Source organism: Martinezella rhizogenes (assembly GCF_000799715.1).
GTDB classification, from domain to species: Bacteria; Pseudomonadota; Alphaproteobacteria; order Rhizobiales; family Rhizobiaceae; genus Rhizobium; species Rhizobium rhizogenes_C.
Map to the genome: position 1 here is coordinate 1,167,989 of NZ_JUHG01000013.1, position 18,854 is coordinate 1,186,842.

15 protein-coding genes are annotated in these 18,854 nt (G+C 60.6%); 7 read left to right on the forward strand and 8 right to left on the reverse strand.

All coding sequences use genetic code 11. From position 1 onward, the window contains the following. Nucleotides 1–9: 9 nt before the first annotated feature. The 3 genes from EX00_RS17275 to EX00_RS17285 form a co-directional block, all read right to left on the reverse strand. On the reverse strand, nt 10–369 hold the full coding sequence (locus EX00_RS17275; protein WP_047460130.1) for a hypothetical protein: 360 nt from the start codon (nt 367–369) through the stop codon (nt 10–12). Nucleotides 370–733: 364 nt separating this feature from the next. Then, a complete protein-coding gene (locus EX00_RS17280; protein WP_047460133.1) occupies nt 734–928 on the reverse strand; it encodes a hypothetical protein in 195 nt (64 codons plus the stop codon). Nucleotides 929–943: 15 nt separating this feature from the next. Next, a complete protein-coding gene (locus EX00_RS17285) occupies nt 944–1,141 on the reverse strand; it encodes a hypothetical protein (RefSeq protein ID WP_047460513.1) in 198 nt (65 codons plus the stop codon). 361 nt (nt 1,142–1,502) lie between these two features. Between EX00_RS17285 and EX00_RS17290 the strand changes: the two genes are divergently transcribed. Both EX00_RS17290 and EX00_RS17295 read left to right on the forward strand, forming a co-directional pair. Beyond that, nucleotides 1,503–2,246: a phosphatase PAP2 family protein gene (locus EX00_RS17290; RefSeq protein ID WP_047460136.1), complete on the forward strand. Its 744-nt coding sequence runs from the start codon at nt 1,503–1,505 to the stop codon at nt 2,244–2,246. 279 nt (nt 2,247–2,525) lie between these two features. After that, nucleotides 2,526–3,782: a multidrug effflux MFS transporter gene (locus EX00_RS17295; protein WP_047460138.1), complete on the forward strand. Its 1,257-nt coding sequence runs from the start codon at nt 2,526–2,528 to the stop codon at nt 3,780–3,782. Nucleotides 3,783–3,793: 11 nt separating this feature from the next. Here the strand turns inward: EX00_RS17295 and EX00_RS17300 are convergent, their stop codons facing one another. Beyond that, the gene (locus tag EX00_RS17300) at nt 3,794–4,816 is read right to left on the reverse strand and encodes a LacI family DNA-binding transcriptional regulator (protein WP_047460140.1); all 1,023 of its coding nucleotides are present in this window, start codon (nt 4,814–4,816) and stop codon (nt 3,794–3,796) included. Nucleotides 4,817–4,909: 93 nt separating this feature from the next. Between EX00_RS17300 and EX00_RS17305 the strand changes: the two genes are divergently transcribed. Both EX00_RS17305 and EX00_RS17310 read left to right on the forward strand, forming a co-directional pair. Then, nucleotides 4,910–6,103 (forward strand): phytanoyl-CoA dioxygenase family protein, encoded by a 1,194-nt coding sequence (locus EX00_RS17305; RefSeq protein WP_047460142.1) that lies wholly within the window; start codon nt 4,910–4,912, stop codon nt 6,101–6,103. Between the two features lie 99 nt (nt 6,104–6,202). After that, complete coding sequence (locus EX00_RS17310; RefSeq protein WP_047460144.1) at nt 6,203–7,024, forward strand: SDR family oxidoreductase; 822 nt, start codon at nt 6,203–6,205, stop codon at nt 7,022–7,024. 74 nt (nt 7,025–7,098) lie between these two features. Here EX00_RS17310 and lysA read toward each other — a convergent pair whose 3' ends face one another. From lysA to EX00_RS17330, 4 genes are all read right to left on the reverse strand, one after another. After that, on the reverse strand, nt 7,099–8,343 hold the full coding sequence (gene lysA, locus EX00_RS17315; protein ID WP_047460148.1) for a diaminopimelate decarboxylase: 1,245 nt from the start codon (nt 8,341–8,343) through the stop codon (nt 7,099–7,101). Nucleotides 8,344–8,460: 117 nt separating this feature from the next. Then, nucleotides 8,461–9,642 (reverse strand): PLP-dependent transferase, encoded by a 1,182-nt coding sequence (locus EX00_RS17320; protein ID WP_047460151.1) that lies wholly within the window; start codon nt 9,640–9,642, stop codon nt 8,461–8,463. 14 nt (nt 9,643–9,656) lie between these two features. Continuing rightward, entirely contained in the window at nt 9,657–11,024 is a 1,368-nt protein-coding gene (locus tag EX00_RS17325; protein ID WP_047460152.1) for an MATE family efflux transporter, read from the reverse strand. Then, the gene (locus EX00_RS17330) at nt 11,024–12,172 is read right to left on the reverse strand and encodes a GNAT family N-acetyltransferase (RefSeq protein WP_047460154.1); all 1,149 of its coding nucleotides are present in this window, start codon (nt 12,170–12,172) and stop codon (nt 11,024–11,026) included. The genes EX00_RS17325 and EX00_RS17330 overlap by 1 nt, the downstream gene beginning before the upstream one ends. 321 nt (nt 12,173–12,493) lie before the next feature. Between EX00_RS17330 and EX00_RS17335 the strand changes: the two genes are divergently transcribed. The 3 genes from EX00_RS17335 (at nt 12,494) to EX00_RS17345 (ending at nt 18,853) form a co-directional block, all read left to right on the forward strand. Then, nucleotides 12,494–16,477, forward strand: a complete 3,984-nt coding sequence (locus EX00_RS17335; RefSeq protein WP_047460155.1) for a non-ribosomal peptide synthetase — start codon at nt 12,494–12,496, stop codon at nt 16,475–16,477. Nucleotides 16,478–16,507: 30 nt separating this feature from the next. Then, nucleotides 16,508–17,818, forward strand: a complete 1,311-nt coding sequence (locus tag EX00_RS17340) for a lysine N(6)-hydroxylase/L-ornithine N(5)-oxygenase family protein (RefSeq protein ID WP_047460158.1) — start codon at nt 16,508–16,510, stop codon at nt 17,816–17,818. A gap of 444 nt (nt 17,819–18,262) precedes the next feature. Continuing rightward, the gene (locus tag EX00_RS17345) at nt 18,263–18,853 is read left to right on the forward strand and encodes a sigma-70 family RNA polymerase sigma factor (RefSeq protein WP_047460161.1); all 591 of its coding nucleotides are present in this window, start codon (nt 18,263–18,265) and stop codon (nt 18,851–18,853) included. The last annotated feature ends 1 nt before the right edge of the window (nt 18,854 follow it).

Genomic DNA, 18,854 nt, shown 5'->3' on the forward strand with positions numbered 1-18,854 from the left:
GCGTGAGCCTTAATTGAGGGCCGGGCAGCCACGTCGATTGGCAAAGACCATGCGGTCGGGACCGCCGTCGTTCCAGCCACGGACAACAATGCGTCGTCCGTTGTTTTCGACCGAATCGATGCGTCGGAAGCCTTCCTGGCGGGCGGCATCCATGAGGTCGCGCCGGCTGCAGCCACCACGATCACGGTCGCGATCGCGGTCTCTTCGCGGGCCATCCCAGTCCTGATCTTGCCGGCGATCCCACCTTGGCGGCTGCCTGTATCCGTCGTCATCGCCAGAAAACTGCGCCATGGCGGCCGATGGCATCAATTGCGTTGCGGCCAGGCCGGCCAAGGCAATGAAAGAAACTCGTGCAAAACGTCTAAACATCCTTCGCTCCTCACTGTGGTGTTGGTGGCATGGATGGGTAATATTGCATTCTACATGAACGCTATCCGAACAAACCATTCATTTTCCGACACGATCGTCCTCCGAGCATCGCCTCCACGATGCAGCGTCTTACAGAGGATGAAGAATTAGTTCAGGAGCGGACGAAGGCAAGCAGGCGGTTGGCCCGCCAGGAAAAATGGTTCAGGTCAGCGGAACGAAATCTGCCGATCCGAGCGCACGGAATTATCCGGTGGGTGCTGATTGTTTATCGAGACAGGCCTACCAGCACGGGAGATAGAGGATAGAGCCAGAACCCGCCACGAAACTGGAAAAGCCTATTCCCAGGCACTCGCTCCGGCATATTTTATCGGTGGCGATGCCGATAGCGATGCGACGAGATTTCATCGGAGACCTCGAGAAAGGTCGATCGCAGTTCTTTCTCCGTATCGTCATCGAAGTGGTCGTCCACCAGTAGGGAACGATACTCGCGAACAAGAAGCCTCGTTTCCAGATCGTCACGCAATGCCGAGAGCCGGAAAAAATGCCGGAGTCTGCTCATAGCTTTTCCCCTTCGTCAGGCGACGCGTGAAACACTGCCGCGGGATGCGGATATCATCGTGTGGATGGCTCGCTGCACCTCGGCCGACGAGGTAAAATATTGTCCGTCCAGATCATGGACATGGAACTTCACCGCGATGAACTTTAAACGATCCTTATCCGGTATGACGATACCGACAGGCACGCCGGCGTACTCAATCACCTGCTTCACCATTGTGATCATCCGTTCAGTTGTGCCCGCTTCCGCCCGACCATTCGGGGACTGGCTTCAGCGTGGGCGCCGCATTTAATAGTCTATCTATTTAGTAGATTATATGAGATCGCGGATCGGATGAACATTCCGTTCGATGCCAAAATTGTCGCCATAATGTAGAATATTATTCGAATATATCTCGAATGGCTGTAATACGGCGATTGCCTGCTCGAGCCCAAAAGTGAATATCGTCGGTCTTTCTCGGAAAACTGTATGGCTTCACGGGCCGCACATTTGCCGTTGCCGTGCCGCTTTGGCCGATGATACATCTCGGCTGCAACAGGATGAGACGAATGGTAACAATCCAGGCAGGCAATCGCGCATGAACGATCAGCGGCCCCGCAAGCCGGGGATACTTGGATGGCTGAACCGTTTCGAACCCCTGGTGCTCATGATGTTCGCGGCTTTTTCCGGCGGGCTCTTTCTGTTTCTGCGGTTGACCGGCGAAGTCCTCCAGGGATCGACGAGGCGGTTTGACGAAGCCATATTGCTGGCGTTTCGTGAGCCTGGCGATCTGGCGCGCCCGGTGGGGCCTGCATGGCTCATCCATGCCTTCAGCGATATCACCAGCCTTGGCGGCACGACGGTCCTCACGCTATTGACGGCTCTGGTGACAATCTACCTGCTGCTTGATCGCCGCCGTTCGATCGCCATCTTCATCCTCGCCTCGGTGCTGGGCGGCTGGCTGTTGAGCACGGTGCTGAAGCTAGGTGTCGCAAGGCCGAGACCGGACATCGTTCCGCATCTGGTTGAGGTTCATGACCTGAGTTTTCCAAGCGGTCATGCGATGGTGTCGGCCGTGACCTATCTGACGCTCGGCGCACTTCTCTCCCGCACACAGGCCTACAGGTCGACCCGGATCTTCATGATTGTGGTCGCCATTCTTCTGACGGCGATGATCGGCACAAGCCGGGTCTTTCTCGGCGTGCATTTCCCGACCGATGTCCTCGGCGGCTGGTGCGCCGGCGCCACCTGGGCGCTCGGATGCTGGATGATTGCGCGCCGCTACATATCAAGAGAGCCCGGAACGACGATCCCGGAACAGACGAATGCGCGTTCTTCTTAGGGCAGCATTGCTCCGATCCATGATCGCGGCGCCCAACGGCACCGCGTTTCCTCCGGTCCCGCATTGACGACGTGCAAATTCCTGTCTAGCTTTTACATCATGAAGATCGCAATGGTTCTCGCAGTGGTGATAGGGCGCATGGGCAGGATGGTATAGCCATCCGGCGAAAGCACCCATGCGCGGTAAGCAGGCTCCTGACGGGGCCTTTTTTATGCCCGGAATTCGGGCCGCTCCTCGTCAGACTTCCCTCGGCATCACACTGACAAAACGGTCAAAACCATGACGGACAACAATCCCATTGAGGCTTCGCGCGTCCAAACGACGGGGAAAGCGGCCAGCACTCCGACCGCTCGCCCACCCCGACTGACAACCCTCATCTTGCTGTCGGCGCTCTCGGTACTGCCGGTGAACGTGATCCTGCCGTCGCTGCCCAGGATTGCCGCAACGTTCCACGCCGATTACGCTCTCGTCAACCTTTCGGTTGCCGGCTATACGATCGTCACGGCCCTGATCGAGATCGTCGCCGGGGCGATGTCGGATCGGTATGGGCGCAGACCCGTCGCATTGACCGCCGTCTCCATTTTCATCGTCGCATCGATCGGCTGCGCTCTTGCCACCAATATCGGCACCTTCCTCGTTTTTCGCGCAATGCAGGCCTCGATCGGCGCCTGCTTTTCCGTCGCCCTCGTCGTTGTCAAGGAAACATCTGGCGAACGCGGAGCGGCAAGCAGGATTGGTTATGTCTCCATGGGATGGGCGATTGCACCCATGGTCGGTCCGATGTTTGGCGGGTTGTTGGACGAGCTGTTCGGATGGCGCGCGATCTTCGCTGTCCTTACGATCCTTGGTGCGGCCGTCCTCATTCTGTCCATGTGCGAGCTAAGAGAAACCTCCACACGCGCATCGAGGCCAAACGCGAACTATCTCGCCTCCTATGCGCAACTGCTGAGCTCGGCACGATTTTGGGCCTATACCCTGTGCATGGCCTGTTCCATGGGAACGCTTTATATCTTCCTCGGAGGAGCACCTTTGGCATTCGGTCAATCGCTCGGTGGATCAAGCGCAACACTTGGTTTCTACATGGGAATGGTCCCGGCGGGCTTCATCCTGGGTAGCTATCTGGCCGGCCGCTACGCCTCACGAACGGCGCTCGGCACCGTCCTCATCGTCGCGCGTCTCTTCACATGCCTTGGGCTGCTGGTTGGTCTGATCCTCGCAATGTCAGGCGCCACCCACGTTCTTGCGTTCTTTGGACCCTGCATCTTCATCGGCATAGGTAACGGGTTGACCATGCCAGCCGGCAACACCGGTGTGCTATCCGTGCGCCCTGACCTCGCCGGCACCGCCGCGGGGCTGTCCGCCGCCATGAGGCTTGCGGGCGGGGCTCTCATAGGCTCTATCGCCGGCCTGTTTCTGGCGCAATCAGGGGCAATCCATGCCTTGTTCGTCATGATGCTGGTGTCGGCATCGCTCGCATTGTTGGCGGCACTTTACGCGGCCCTCGTCGACCGACGCATTCCCAAGCCGGTTTCCTGACAAACGGAACGTCAGTTCGCAGCCGGCATGTTGTAGGAGGTTATGATCTCCACCGCCGACAACATCGCCGGCGCGCTGCGCCCCTGCACCTGACCGCTCATGATGGCTCGAAACGCCGATCTGGCATCCGTTTGCAGGTCATGATGCAGCACGAAGCCGATCTTGCCCGCGGCGAGCAGCGCGCGGTTGTCAGCATCGAGATCATGCGCCACAAAAATGCGGATCGGCCTTCCGGCTGCCTCGAAAGCAGCCAGCACGGCCCTGTTTCCGCCGCCGACGGAATAGACCGCGTTGATCCCCGTATCCGCCGCGATGGCTCGTGCAGCAAGTGTTCCCGTTGCGGCATCGGTGCCGTGGCCCTCGCTGATCTCGGTAACACCGATCTGCGGATAGCGCTCGCGCAACACGCGGCGAAAGCCGATCTCACGCTCCTCCTCACCGCGAAAGCGGCCGCTCGACAGCGTGACGAGAACCCGTGCGTCAGCGCCGTCAAAACTGCTGCCGATGAGATAGGCGGCCGTTTCGCCTGCCGCACGATTGTCGGCACCTGCGTAAGCCACGCGTGACGAATTCGGCAGGTCCGTCACCAGGGTAACGACCGTGATGCCGGCCTTGGTCGCGCGCTCGACCGCGGCAGCGATTTCCGGAATATCGGGGGCCTTCAAGACGATCCCATGCGTACCCCGCAGCCGGATGCGATCGAGCAGTTGCACCAGTTCGATGGGCTTCATCACCTCGGCGAAATGAAAGCGGCAGCGGAAGACCGTCGGCAGAAAGGTCGCCACCTCCGCTTCGAAGGCTGAACGCACCGCATCGGAAAAGCGCTCCGGTGCCTCCATGACGATATCGATCGCCAACGTCCGGCCGCTGATCCCGGCGCCTGCCTGTTGCTTTTCCAGCTCGGCGATCGCCGCCTTGACCCGCATCTCCGTCTGCCGTCGCACGCCCGGCCGCCCGTTCAGCACCCGGTCGACGGTGGCGGTGCTCAAGCCCGCCTGAAAGGCAATATCCTTGACGAGAAACGGATGCGACATGCTCTTCGTTCTGATGGTTTTTTGATGGGTTCATGATCTATAACACAGCCATACCTGCCGTATAGTACCTTCATCAGAATGGAGGAACACCTGATGAAAACCGACAATCCGCAGAAGCTGCGCGCCGACCGGGTCTGGCTGACCGAGGATGCCTGCGACCTCGACGATTTCCGAGGTCTGGCGGAAAAGACCACGACCCTTGCCGACTATCCGACCGCCGATCGCGTCGAGAAAAACGTCCTGATCTATGACGGCGCCAAGGTTCTGGCCGCCATTGCCAGCCCGGAAGGACGCCGTGCCGTACTCGCCGAGATCTGCGAAGCCTTCGGCGAAGGCCCCGGTGTCGTGGTCTTCAAGCGCGCCTATGAGGATACATCCGTCATCGACCGAGCCAGCGTGATCTTCGACGACATCATCAAGGAGCAGCACCGCACGGCGACCGGCGGCGGCGACCATTTCGCCAAGCCGGGTGCCAACGATCGCATCTGGAATTCGCTGGAAAAACATTGCCTCGCCGATCCAGCCAATTTCGCAGAATATTACGGCAATGCCATTGTCGCGATTGCCAGCGAAGCCTGGCTCGGACCGAGCTACCAGATGACCGCGCAGGTCAATCGCGTCAATCCCGGCGGCGCGGCACAATCCGCTCATCGCGACTACCATCTCGGCTTCCAGACATCGAAAGTGATCGAGCAGTTTCCGGCCCATGTGCACAGGCTCTCGCCGGTCCTGACGCTGCAAGGCGCGGTTGCCCATTGCGACATGCCGCTCGAAAGCGGGCCGACGCTGTTCCTGCCGCACAGCCAGACCTATGTGCCTGGATATCTCGCGCTGAAGCGCCAGGAATTCCGCGACTATTTCGATCGCAACCACATTCAGTTGCCACTGAAAAAGGGCGATGTCGTCTTCTTCAACCCTGCCCTCTTCCATGCCGCCGGCACCAATAGCTCGGCGGATATCAGGCGCGTGGCGAACTTGCTGCAGGTTTCCTCCGCCTTCGGCCGCGCCATGGAAACGGTCAATCGCGAACGCATGAGCGCCCGCCTGTTCCCGGCTCTGAAAGCCCTGAAATCGGCGGGCAAGCTCTCCGAGGCGGAAATGTCGAATGCCATCGCGTCGTGCGCCGAGGGCTATTCCTTCCCCACCAACCTCGACCGCGACCCACCCGTCGGCGGCCTTGCCCCGAAGACGCAAGCGCAATTGCTGCATGAGGCGCTACAAGAAGGCTGGAGCGACGAGGCTTTCACCAAGGCGCTTGCCGAACAGGCGGAGAAGAAGTTGACCTGAGACGACAAGCAGCTTCCTGTCATCATCACCAAACCGAAGCCTCTCGCATCGCGAGGGGCTTTGTCTGCATCACACCGAACCATTTCCGGGAGGAATAACATGAGCACAGACCATAGCCGTCTCGACGGCAAGATCGCGATCGTTACCGGCGGCACGCAGGGGCTTGGCGCCACCATTGCCCGCCTCTTTGCCGATCGCGGCGCCAAGGGCATCGTCATCTGTGGCCGCAACGAAGCGAAGGGCAAAGCCACGGCGGAGGAAATCTCTGGGGTAACAGGCGTTGAGGTCGTCTACGTCAAGGCCGATCTCGGTGATGTCGAGGATGCGCGCAACGTCATCCATGTCTGCGACCAGACCTTCGGCCGCGTTGATGCGCTGGTCAATGCTGCCGCCATCACCGATCGCGGCACGATCCTTGACACCAGCCCCGAGCTTTTCGACACCATGTTCGCCGTCAATGTTCGGGCGCCGTTCTTCCTGATGCAGGAGGCCGTCAAGGTCATGCGGCGCGAGAAGATCGAAGGCACGATCGTTAATATCGGCTCGATGTCGGCCAAGGCCGGCCAACCCTTCATCGCCGCCTATTGTGCCTCCAAGGGCGCGCTGGAAACCTTGACGAAGAACACGGCCTACGCGCTCTTGCGTAACCGTATCCGCGTCAACGGCCTCAACATCGGCTGGATGGCGTCTGAAGGCGAGGACCGAATTCAGAGGGAATATCACGATGCGCCCGCCGACTGGCTGGAAAAGGCCGCCGCAAGCCAGCCCTTCGGACGGCTGGTCGATCCGCAGGAAGTGGCACGCGCCTGTGCCTATCTGTCGTCAGGCGAATCCGGCCTGATGACCGGCTCGGTCATCTGCTTCGACCAGTCGATCTGGGGCGCTTACGACGGCTCGCCGCACCCGGTCGCTGCCCTCTGAGAAAACGAGAAAGCATGGTGCTGGCGTTGTGCATTCATCAACGCCAGCACGTCTATTACAGGCTTGCAGCAGACCTAAATATTTTCAAGCTCGAGCAATTCGTCCAGCGTCTGACGCTTACGGATCAACCTGTGCCCGCCATTATCCAGAAGCACTTCGGGAGCATAGAGCCGGCTATTGTAGTTCGAGGACATCGTCGCCCCATAGGCGCCGGTGCCATGGAACACCAGAAAATCGCCGACATGCGTTTCGGGCAGGTCCCTTTTCTCCACCGTTCCGAATTCCGTCTGCGTGAACACATCGCCTGATTCACACAAGGGGCCGGCAACGACGGTTGGCAGGGCGACGGCCGAGCGAGCGTGGGGCGTGGGGCCGGGGATGACGGATATATGGTGATAGCTGCCATACATCGCCGGTCTGGCGAGGTCGCTGAAACCGGCGTCAACCAGCGTAAAGCGGTTCTGGCCCATGGTCTTGACCGCCCTCACCTCTGCCAGCAGCACGCCGGAATCCGCCGTCAGGAAACGTCCCGGCTCGATTTCCAGGCGGATAGGATGCTTGAAGTGCGCTTCGACCTGCCTCCGCGCCTCATCCCAAAGCGAGAAATAATGCGTGGGATCGATCTCCTCCTCGCCTTCCTTGTAAGGAACGGAAAGGCCGCCGCCAGCGGAGATCGCCTCGATGTCCGTGCCGAGATCGCGGCAGAAGTCGACCATCGCCCCGCAGACACGCTGCAGATGACCATAGTCGACGCCGGAGCCGATATGCATGTGCAGTCCGACAAGCGTCAGGGAATGGGCGCGCGCGACAGCGACCGCCTCGTGCAACTGCTCGAACCAGATGCCGTGCTTGCTGTTTTCGCCGCCGGTATTGGTCTTGTTGCTGTGGCCGTGTCCGAAACCGGGGTTGACGCGAAGCCAGACCCTGTGGCCCGGAGAACGCTCGCCGAGCTGATGCAGCATGTCGATCGAACCGATATTGACTTCGATCTTGTCGGCAACGACCCGGTCAAGGATCGCGCGATCGAAGACATCGGCGGTGAAGACGATCTCCGCCGCATCGGATGTGCTGCCGACCGCATAGCCCGCACGCACGGCACGCTCGATCTCGCCCAGCGAAACGGAATCGACGAAAACACCTGCCTTGCGCATTTCCCGCAGGATATGGATGTTCGAACAGGCCTTTTGCGCAAAACGGATCACGTCAAAGGCCGATAATTGCTTGATCCGGCGGCGGATGGCTTCAGCGTCATAGACCCAGAGTGGCGTCCCATATTCGGCGGCGAGCGTGGTCAGGGTGTCGTTGGAAGGGATGGTCATTTTCTCTCGGTCGGTTGGGGCTGAGGCTTGGCAATGGGCCGTGACAATAATGCGGGCGGAATGCCGTTGTCACTCCGCCCGCTTCGTAATGCAAATCAGAATTTGAGGCGCCGTCGCCTATTTTGCCGCAGCAGCGAAGGCCTGCTCCAGATCGGCGATGATGCTCTTCGCATCATGAAGACCGACGTTGAGACGGATCGTCCGGTCGCTGACGCCGAAGCGCGCGAAGACATTTGTCTCGGGCGAAATGCTCAGGGCCGCCTTTGCCGGAACGACGAGGCTTTCCGGTCCTCCCCAGCTGACGCCGATCCGCACGAGCCGCAGGGCATCGACGAAGGAAGCGACATCGATATGATCCGCAACCTCGAAGGAGAAGAGGCCGCCAAATCCGCTGAAGGTGCTCTTGCCCGGGTGCTCGGCAAAGGCCGGGTGCATGACATTTGCCACAGCGTCAGCCGACTTCAGCCACGAGGCGACCTCGAGGCCTGCCTCGTGGTGATGGCGCATGCGGAACGGCAGGGTTTCGAGATTGCGCAGAACCAGCCATGCCTCGAACGGTGCAAGCTTGGCACCCGTATAGGGATAGATCTCGCTGTTGATCCTATTGATATGCGCGCGCGATCCGGCAACGAGGCCCGCAACCGTATCGCTTTGGCCGCCCAGATATTTTGAGGCTGCATGGATCACCAGATCGATGCCGACGGCGAGCGGGTTCTGGTAAAGCGGCGTTGCCCAGGAATTGTCGACCATGGTCACCACGCCATGCCGACGGGCCGCCTCGGCGATTGCTGTGAGGTCCTGCAATTCGAAGACCATCGAGGTCGGGTTCTCAAGATAGACAACCTTGGCGCCGGGGATAGCGGCAATCATCTTCTCCGTATCGGTCCCGTCGATATAGTCGACGATGACGCCGAAGCGCCTCAGCACCTTCTCGAAGAAGCGGAAGGCATCGCTATAGACATGCCGGACGGTGACGATCCGGTCGCCCGGCCCGACGAAGGCAAGAACCGCCGCGGCAATGGCGCCCATGCCACTGGAAAAGGCGCGTGCCTCCTCGGCGCCTTCCATCTCGGCGATCCGGCGTTCCAACAGTTGCACCGTCGGATTGTCGCCACGCGAATAGATCGGCTTTTTCGACCGGCCGGCAAAGACGTCTTCAAGGTCGCTATAGCTGTCGAACAGGAAGAGCGACGTCTGATAGATCGGCGGCACGGCCGCATTGAAGGGATCGTCCTGGACAGGCATCAGCGTGTTGGACGATACTCTGTGATAGGCATCGAACCTTGGGGTCTCGTTCATGGCGTCCTCATTTTTCAGGGATGGAGTGTCGATTGGCCAACCAGATGGCCGGTGCTTGTCGGTAGGATGGCCAGCCATTCGCGCCGGGCGATGACGATGCCAAGCATGGCCGCCAGGATCGCAGCGCCCGCCGGCGCAAGGGCGACGCCGGCAAAGCCGATCCAGAGCGGCAGCAAAAGCAGAAGCGGAATGAGCAGATAGCCTTGCGGCGCAAGTCCGACCACGGCGGAAAGACCGGCCCGGCCGCGCGACTGGAGCATCACCAGCAGAACCGACTGAAATGCCGCCAGGGGGAAGACCGGAAAGAGTGCGCGCAGATAGGACGCCGCCTCGGCTGCAACCTCGGGGCTATCGGTAAACAGGCGCACAATCGGTTCGGCCCCCAGAAACAGCAGGGCGGAATAGAGCGATGCCACGGGGATGGTCACCGCCAGCATGACGCGGATGATCGCTCTCACGCGCAGGGGATCGCCCGCCCCGACGGCATGGCTGACAACGCTTTGGGCACCGAGGCAGAAGCCGAAGACGGGAAGCTGGCCAAGCGTCATCAGGCGAATGGCAATCGCGGTCGCGGCCACCCCGGCATCACCGCCATAAACGGCGGCTTCACGCAGGAGAATGAGGAAACCCACGCCCGTCACGACGCTGGTCGCCGCGGCGGGAACACCGATCCTTCCGATCGGCCGCAACAATTGCCAGCGAACCAGCCGCATCGTCACCCTGACCTTACCCCATCGGTGCAGGAAGTAGACGGCATAGCAAAGAAGCGCCGCCACCGACGATAGGATCGTCGCAAACGCGGCCCCCGCTTCGCGAAACTCGAACAGGAAGATCAAGACCGGATCGAGAATGGCATTGAGCGCGAAACTGGCAATCAGCACGATCATCGAGAAACGCGAATTTCCTTCGGCAATCGCGATGAAATCGCAGACGGCCTGCAGCAGCCCGAGCGTCACGCCAAAGGCCAGCAATCGCCCGTAATTGAGGCCCGGCGCCAGAAGCTCGTTGCTGGCACCGAGCGCGCCGACAAAGCTCGGCAATCCAAGATAGATGAGGACGGACAGGATGATGCCGATCGGGATCGTCGCGGCCAACGCCGTTACCGCCACCGACGAGGCGGCGGGCACATCGCCCTCGCCGAGATGCCGCGCCAGAAGCGTGGCAAGCCCGATGCCAAGGCCCTGGCCCGTCGCCGCGACCAGCAGGAACAGCGGCATAACGAGGCTGATGCCGGCAAGCACCTCCGGGCCAAGGGTGCCGAGGAAAATCGCGTTGATCGCATGATGGCCGGCGCTTGCCGCCAATCCAGCCACGGCCGGCAGGGCGATCGTCAGAACGAGCCGCATGACGCGCGGATCGTTCATATCGGCAACAGCCTTCATCACGCGGCGTCCCGAGGCAGCGAGCCGAGGGCCGGCAATCCGTCTTCGCCGGCGAGACCGGAGAGATCGGGCGACAGCAGCCGGTCCATGAAGAACCGCTCGCGCAGGAGCATCACCAGCAAGGCCTTCTTGTGGGCAAACTGGATATGCTTGATCTTCGAGAAGCCCGACCGGTCGAGATTGCGGATCTGCTGGCGGTGATGATGCACCGGTTCTCCGACGATCCGCCGCGTGCGCGGATCGGCCAGGAACATGTAGTGCATCAGCGAAGGCAGCCAGGCGCTGACGAAGGCCTTTCCACGGAAGGCGTCCTCGCCGATGGCGACGTGCCAGCCGCGATCATGTCCTTCGGCCTCATAATGCGGGCCGATGCGGTCTTCCTTGGCCCAGTAAAGTTCGAAGTAGCCGAAAGGCACGCCGCCGAATGTTCCGATCAGCGGCAGGGTGCGCGGATCGGCGAGCCGGCCTGCGATGAAATCGCGGTGATAGGAAAGCTCGCCATTGTCCTCCCAGATGGCGGCGACGCGGGGGTCGTTCATCCAGCGATGGAAATGCGGGAGATCCGCATCGACATCGGCGACATGAAGGCCGAGCGGCATGTTCAGCCAGGGAATGAACCGGTTGTAGACGGAACCGACAGGCTTCGGTGGCCGCAGCGGGTGGAGGACGCCATTGGTCAGGACTGGCGTTTCCGGATAGGCGAAAGGCGTGCTTCCGAGCCAGGGCTTTGCCTGCTGGAAAAACGCTTCCGGACGGGCAGCAAGACGATCGTCTCGCCGCTCGACGGCACCGGATGCCAACAGACGCCCCAACAGCGCGCGATCTTCGATAGCGATATCGACGCCATCCAGTTCTGGATGGCAGGTCAGGACGGCATCGAGCACGGCGTTGACGAGATCATCGGGCGAGAGCTCTTTCGTGCCAGCCGATATCTGGTCGAAGGTCAGCAGCGGATTGGCCGAGGCCGTGAAGCGTCCCGAGGCCACCTCGACGCCATGATGCTTGGCACGGAAGCCGCCGGGCGCCGATAGCACGACGACGGGCAGGCCGAGCGCCAATGCGTGGCTTGCAAACCCCTCCGGCGGCAGGCGCAGATCGAATGATCCGGCCGGCGCGGTTTCACGCGTCGTCGCAACAAAAGCATCCATTTTCAGTCTCCAGATCCGGCCTATGCCAACAATCACCCGTAAAGCCGGGCATGGCACCAATGCCGCAGAGACGAATGACGGCGCGCGAAATTCAAAATATTTCTCAAATTTATTTTTCGCGATTTTTGTGAATTTCGGATCATCTCGTTCGTCTTACAGCCGCATCGAATTCAGAAATGAAAATATCCGGATTAGAACTGTTGTAATGTAGGTATTATCCACGGATATACCTATAAATACTCGCCATGCGTGAAATTATGAACAAACATGATTTTGCGAATTCGATTGCTACTTCAAGCGCAACTCGGAGAACTGCAAGGTATGACACTTCACGACAGGAATGCCACGGCGGCAAATAGTGCGGATCACATCGCAACGTGTCCACTATCGCCGACGCAATCACGAATCTGGCTTTTATCCGAGACCGGCAACGAAGCCGTTTTCGGACGACAGATACTCGGGATTGCATTTGCTGCGGTGGAGGCGTCAACGGCGCGTCAGGCGCTGGCCTCCCTGTCGGACTATCACCCCCTGATCGCCCGCAAATTCGAGGCACGTCCCGGCGGCACCGTCTATCAGAGCCTGGGTGACACACGGCGCATCGAGATCGTCGAACGCAGCCTCTCCGACGGCGAAAGCATCGAGGAAGTGTTGCCTGCCGCAGCCGAAGACGAAAGACAGCGGCTGTTGGACCTGCAGGCAGGACATCCGGCTCGCTTCGTGCTCTTCGTCAGCGGGCAGCGGGCCGTCGGCGTGCTGTTCTCGCTGCATGCCGTCATCGGCGATAGCGTGGCGCTCGACCGGCTTGCGAGCGATTTCATCCGCAATATAGGCGGTCTCTCCGCTGCAGGGAACGATCGCGCCGAAACCGCACTTCCCCATGCCGCCGCTTGGATGCTCGACCATGCGGCACCCAGCAATCCCTCAGCCGAGCGGGTGGATTTCTGGTTCCGGCGGCTGACGGCACAGGAAAACATCGCCGCCCTCACGCCGCAGGCGACCATCGCGAAAGAGATCGAAGACGCCGGCTGGTACGAGCATGTGCTCGACATACCGGCGCAGACCTATGCCGAACTCTCCAGTGATATGCTCCCGGCCCTTGCCGTGGCGTTGCGCCGCTATTCGGGATACGGCACGCAGAGGATCGGCCTGGTCACCAGACCGGAGAAGTCCGTGGTGACGGCCCGCACGGAAGATGTGCTGATCGTGACCGGCGAAATCGACGGCGCGATGACGCTCAGGCAGACCCACAAGGCGCTTGCGGCCGACATGGAAACCGCTGCCGCGCAGGCCCTGCCCTTCGAGGGGCTGGCTGAAGCCCTGCTGCGGCGCGATGAGCTTTTCGACACCACGAGCCTCGTCAAGACGCTTCTCGACATCAGGCCCGCTTTCCGTTTCGAGACGGCAGAACCCGCAACAGCGGTTCGCACCCTTGTCGAGCCGCCTGCCCGCCGCGACGCCGAACTCGTCATCACCGTTTCCTATGTCTCCGGCGACCGCGCAAAAATCCGGTTCGGTTTCGACCCGCAGAAATACGAGCGCCAGCACATCGCCCGTTTTGCAAATGATCTGGCAACCGCGCTTGAACAGCTTCGCAGCAAACCGGATCAATCGATCAAGGATATTCCCTTCGTCTCGCGCGAGGAACTCGACAGGCTTTCCGCACCCTATCCGGACCAGCCGGAAGCGGACGACGGTGTGCCGATCCATGAGGTGATCTCGGCGCAGGCGAAACGGCGGCCCAATGCCTTTGCCGTGGCGCAGGGCGAAAAATCCATTACACATGGCGAGCTGGAAGCCGCCGCCAATCAACTGGCCAACCGTCTGGTTGCCATGGGGATCGGGCCGGAAAACCGCGTCGCGATCGCTCTCGAGAAGTCGATCGATGCCATCATCGCCATTCTCGCGGTCCTGAAATCGGGCGGTGCGTTCACGCCCGTCGAGCCGGATCATCCTGAAGCGCGCAACCGGCATATCCTCAGCGCGCCCGGCCTGTCGCTGATTATTTCCCGCACGCGGTCGATCGCGAATCTGCCGACCGACATCGCCACGCCGATGCTCAATCTCGACAAGACCGATCTCACCGCCGAAAGCATCGAGCCGCCCGTCGTCTCCATCGCGGAGCGGCAACTTGCCTATGTGATCTACACATCCGGATCGACAGGCGTGCCGAAGGGCGTTGCCGTCGAGCACGGTCCGCTTGCCCATCATTGCAAGGCAACCTTGCGCATCTACGAAATGAGCGAGGCGTCCTGCGAATATCCGGTGCTGCCTTTCACCTCCGATGGCGGCCACGAACGCTGGATGGTGCCCTTGATGGCCGGCGGCGGCGTGGTGCTGACGCAGGACAAGCTGGCGACCCCGGAAGACGCCTTCGCGATGATGCGCAAGCACGGCGTCAACAATGCCAGCCTTCCCACCAGCTATGTGCGCGGCCTTGCCGAATATGCCGGCGAGAACAGCGAAATACCGAGGCTGAGGCTCTATTCGTTCGGCGGCGAGGCGCTGTCGCAGGCGGTGTTCGACATGATCACCGAAAACCTGCAGGCGCAAATGTTGATCAACGGCTATGGGCCGACCGAAACGATCATGACCCCGATGATCTGGAAGATTCCCGCAGGCACCCGTTTCGAGGGGACCGTCGCGCCAATCGGCCGGGGCGTCGGCGACAGGCGCATCTATGTGCTTGACGCCGATCTCGCTCCCGTACCGGTCGGCGTGATCGGTGAAATCCATATCGGCGGCAGCGGCCTTGCCCGCGGCTATCAGGGTCAGCCGGAATTGACCGAAGAGCGCTTCATTCCCGACCCGTTCTCCGATAATGGCGGCCGGCTTTACAAGTCTGGCGATCTCGGCCGCTGGCGCGAGGACGGCATCGTGGAGTTCGCCGGGCGCGTCGATCATCAGATCAAATTGCGCGGCTACCGCATCGAGCCCGGCGAGATCGAAGCGGTGCTCAGATCCAACCAGAACGTTGCCGAGGTCGTGGTGCTGCTGCACCACGAAGGAGGGCGCAGCTCGCTGGTCGCCTATGTCGTGCCGCGCGAAGGCGAAACGCTGAGCGTGACGGAATTGCGTCGGGCCGCGATGACCGCCTTGCCGGACTACATGGTACCGCAGACGATCATGCTGCTCGACAAGCTGCCGATGGGGCCGAACAGCAAGCTGGATAGAAGCGCGCTGCCCGCTCCCCGGATAGACCGGGACGTGGTCGCGCCCGCGACCGACAAGGAAAAGGCAATCCTCGACGTCTGGAAGGATATTCTCGACATTCCGGAAATCGGCGTCACCGAGAACTTCTTCGATGTAGGCGGCCAGTCGCTCGCCGCCGTGCGTATCGTCTCCCGCCTGAAAACCCGCCATCCGGACTGGCCGCTGACGATCGCCGACATGTTCAACTATCCGACCATCCGCGACCTCGCGATCGCCATCGAAGGGACGCGCGACGAGGCCGGCGTCGACATGGTCTACCTGCGGCGGGGCGGCGACCGGCCGCTGCTTTATTGCTTCCCCGGCCTGCTGGTCAGCACGCGCGAATATATGCGGCTTGTCGACTATCTCGGTCCGGAACAGCCGGCGACCGGCTTCATTTGCTACTCACTGACGGAGAGCAAGACGCTCAGCACCCGTGTCGAGGATGTCACGGCGCGTTATGCGGAAGCCGTCCGCAAACAGGCCAAGGGGCGCCCATGCGCCTTCCTCGGCTGGTCCTGGGGCGGCCTGCTTGCCTATGAAGCCGCCAAGCAGCTCGGGAATGACATCGATCTTCGCATGATCGGCATGGTGGATGTCTGCGACATGGACGAGGAGTTCACCCTCGGCATCATGCCGCGCTTTGCCGATGGTGTCAGGGATCGAACCCACGAGCAGGTCCAGCGCTGGCTCGCGACGACGCCGATGCGCGAGGACTGGATGAGACTGTTCTCGGCGATGGACGAGGAAGTCTACGAACAGTTCCTCAATCATATCGTCAAGCATAACGTCATCCTGCCGTCGGACGGTCCGGACATCGGCTCCGAGGAGCATACGTTCTGGATCCTGATCGATAATGCGATGATTTTCCGGAATTATCAGCTGCAGCCGGCGGATTTCCGAATTCACGCCTTTGCCGCCGAGGACTCGCTGACGCGATCGCTAAACGTCATCGACTGGCGCCGCTACTCGCCCAACGCCACAGCCTCCGAGATCGTCACCGGCACGAACCATCTGACGATCATCGGCAAGACACCCTTCCACCAGCGCTTTGCAAGGCGCCTCGACCACGCCTTCGAGACGGCATCCCTGTCCGCGCGCAAGGCCAAATAATCTTTTTTCCGATATCATTGGAGCTGCATCATGACATCTCAAGTGCTCGACCTCGCCGGGGCCGGAATTGGTCCGTTCAACCTCAGCCTTGCCGCCCAGCTGGACTCCATTCCGGCTCTGTCGGTCCGTTTCTTCGAAAAGCGGCCGTCCTTTGCCTGGCATCCGGGCATGATGCTTCCTGGCGCGGAAATGCAGACATCGATCCTCAAGGATCTGGTGACGGCGACCAACCCGACAAGTCCGTGGAGCTTCCTTTCCTACCTGGTGGCGCACAAGCGTTTCTATCAGTTTATCAACGCCGAGTATGAGGCAGTTCCGCGCAAGGAATTCGCCGATTATCTCGGATGGGTGGCGCGCGGGCTGACGTCGCTTCGCTTCGGCACCAGCATGCGTGATGTTCAAATGGCCGACGGCCTGTTCTCGGTCGCCACCGACAATGCGCAGGTTCACGCCCGCAACCTCTCCGTCGGCGTCGGCAAGATTCCGGCTCGTCCAGCATGGGCCGAGAGGCTGCCGAAGTCGCTTACCTTCCACAGCAGCGAGGCCGCCTTGCGCCTCGGTGATCTAAAGGCACCGCGCGTCGCCGTGATCGGCGGCGGTCAGAGCGGGGCGGAAATCGTCGATGCCCTCATGGACCTGAAGGCTGTCTCCTCGATCCACTGGCTCAGCCGCCGGCCCAATTTCGAACCGCTCGACGCAACGCCCTTCACCAACGAAATTTTCACGCCGGGCTACATGGAACGGTTCCATGGTCTGCCCGAGGATCTGCGGCTGACCCATACGCGCCGGCAGGTGCTCGCCAGCGATGGCGTCTCCCCCTCGACCTTGAAGAAGCTTTATCGGCGCCTCTATGAAAAGAAGGTCGACGGGGCCGATCACGGGATAGCCCTGCGCCCGTATCGCGACGTCATCTCAGCCCTAAGCAACGGTCCCGAGATCGAACTGACCATGCGCAACGGCTTCGACGATAGCATCGAGACGATCGAAGTCGACATGGTCGTGCTTGCCACCGGGTATCGTTTCGTACTCCCCGAATTCCTGGCCCCCCTCCAGAGCCGCATTGCGGTAAACTCCATCGGCGAGCCTGTTCTCGAAAGCGACTTCTCCGTGGCATGGGACGGTCCGGGCGAGAATCGGATTTTCGTGCTGAACGCCGGGCGCCACAGCCATGGAATCGCCGAACCCCAGCTCAGCCTTGCCGCCTGGCGAAGCGCCGTGATCGCCAACGCCCTGCTCGGCAAGGCACATTTCGACCTCGATCAGCTTGATCCGATCGTTCAATGGGAATCCCAGGGGCACACATCGCTCCTCTCCGCGCATATGGGACAGGCGGCGGAATAACGGCTCTTTAGACTGACAAACGCATCGCGCAGATCGGGCTCCACGGCTCGTGTCTGCGCGATGGATGCCTGATTGCGGACACCATTGCTGGAGAGCGAAAAACAGCCGGATAAATACAACCAAAAATAGTTCAACCTTAAGGCCCCACGAGTATGTTTTCATCCCTTCCAGAGCCTCTCATTTCGCAGGGGGCTAACCCTAGCTCATGGGTCATTGTCAGCACACGATAGAGACTTGAATCGATCCGGCGACCTCAAAATGACATCGCAGCCGCCGCAGGCTTCTCCAATAAAAACAAATGAAATGAATGGGATAAAATGAAATAAGGCGGAAATCTGAGGCTTCCTCGTTTTTATGTTGACTATTATTATCATGTTTTTTAGGGTGCGCCAAAACAGAGGGGTAAATCGAAATGCAACTTTGGATTTCAGAGAGAACCCCGACATGGTCGTCAATCCTTCGCAGTCGATATCGAATGAACAGCTCAAAGCAGCACTCCTCGCCTACCCTAAACTATTGGCCAGCGCCCGGCGGATCACCGGCTGCATGACGCTTGCCGAAGACGTCGTTCAGGAAGTCCTCCTTCAATTGGTCTCCAAGCCGCTCAAGTCCGATATAGCCGCGCCGGCACCCTATGTGATGCGCATGGTCCGCAATCTCGCCAGGGATCACATGCGCCGGCTGCGCTACGAACGGGGCCTGTTCGTCGAGGAACAGGTCGGCGGCAGCACCTCGGCCTATGGCAGTCCCGAAGAGCGACTGCGCGAAACCGAGGCGTATGAGGCCTTTCGATGCACGGTCGAGGCGATGCCCGCCAGGACGCGGAAATTCTACGAGGAACATTATTTTGACGACGTCCCTCAAAAGATCATCGCGAAAGAGGCCGGCGTTTCATGCGCGCTCGTCTGCGGATTGCTCAGGGACGCACACTCACGCTGCCTTGCGGCCATATCGCTGGATGCCGATCAGACGACGGAATCCTATGGCAACCATGGGCGTCACCGCTCGCCGAGACCTAGAGAAATGAGGGCCTGAC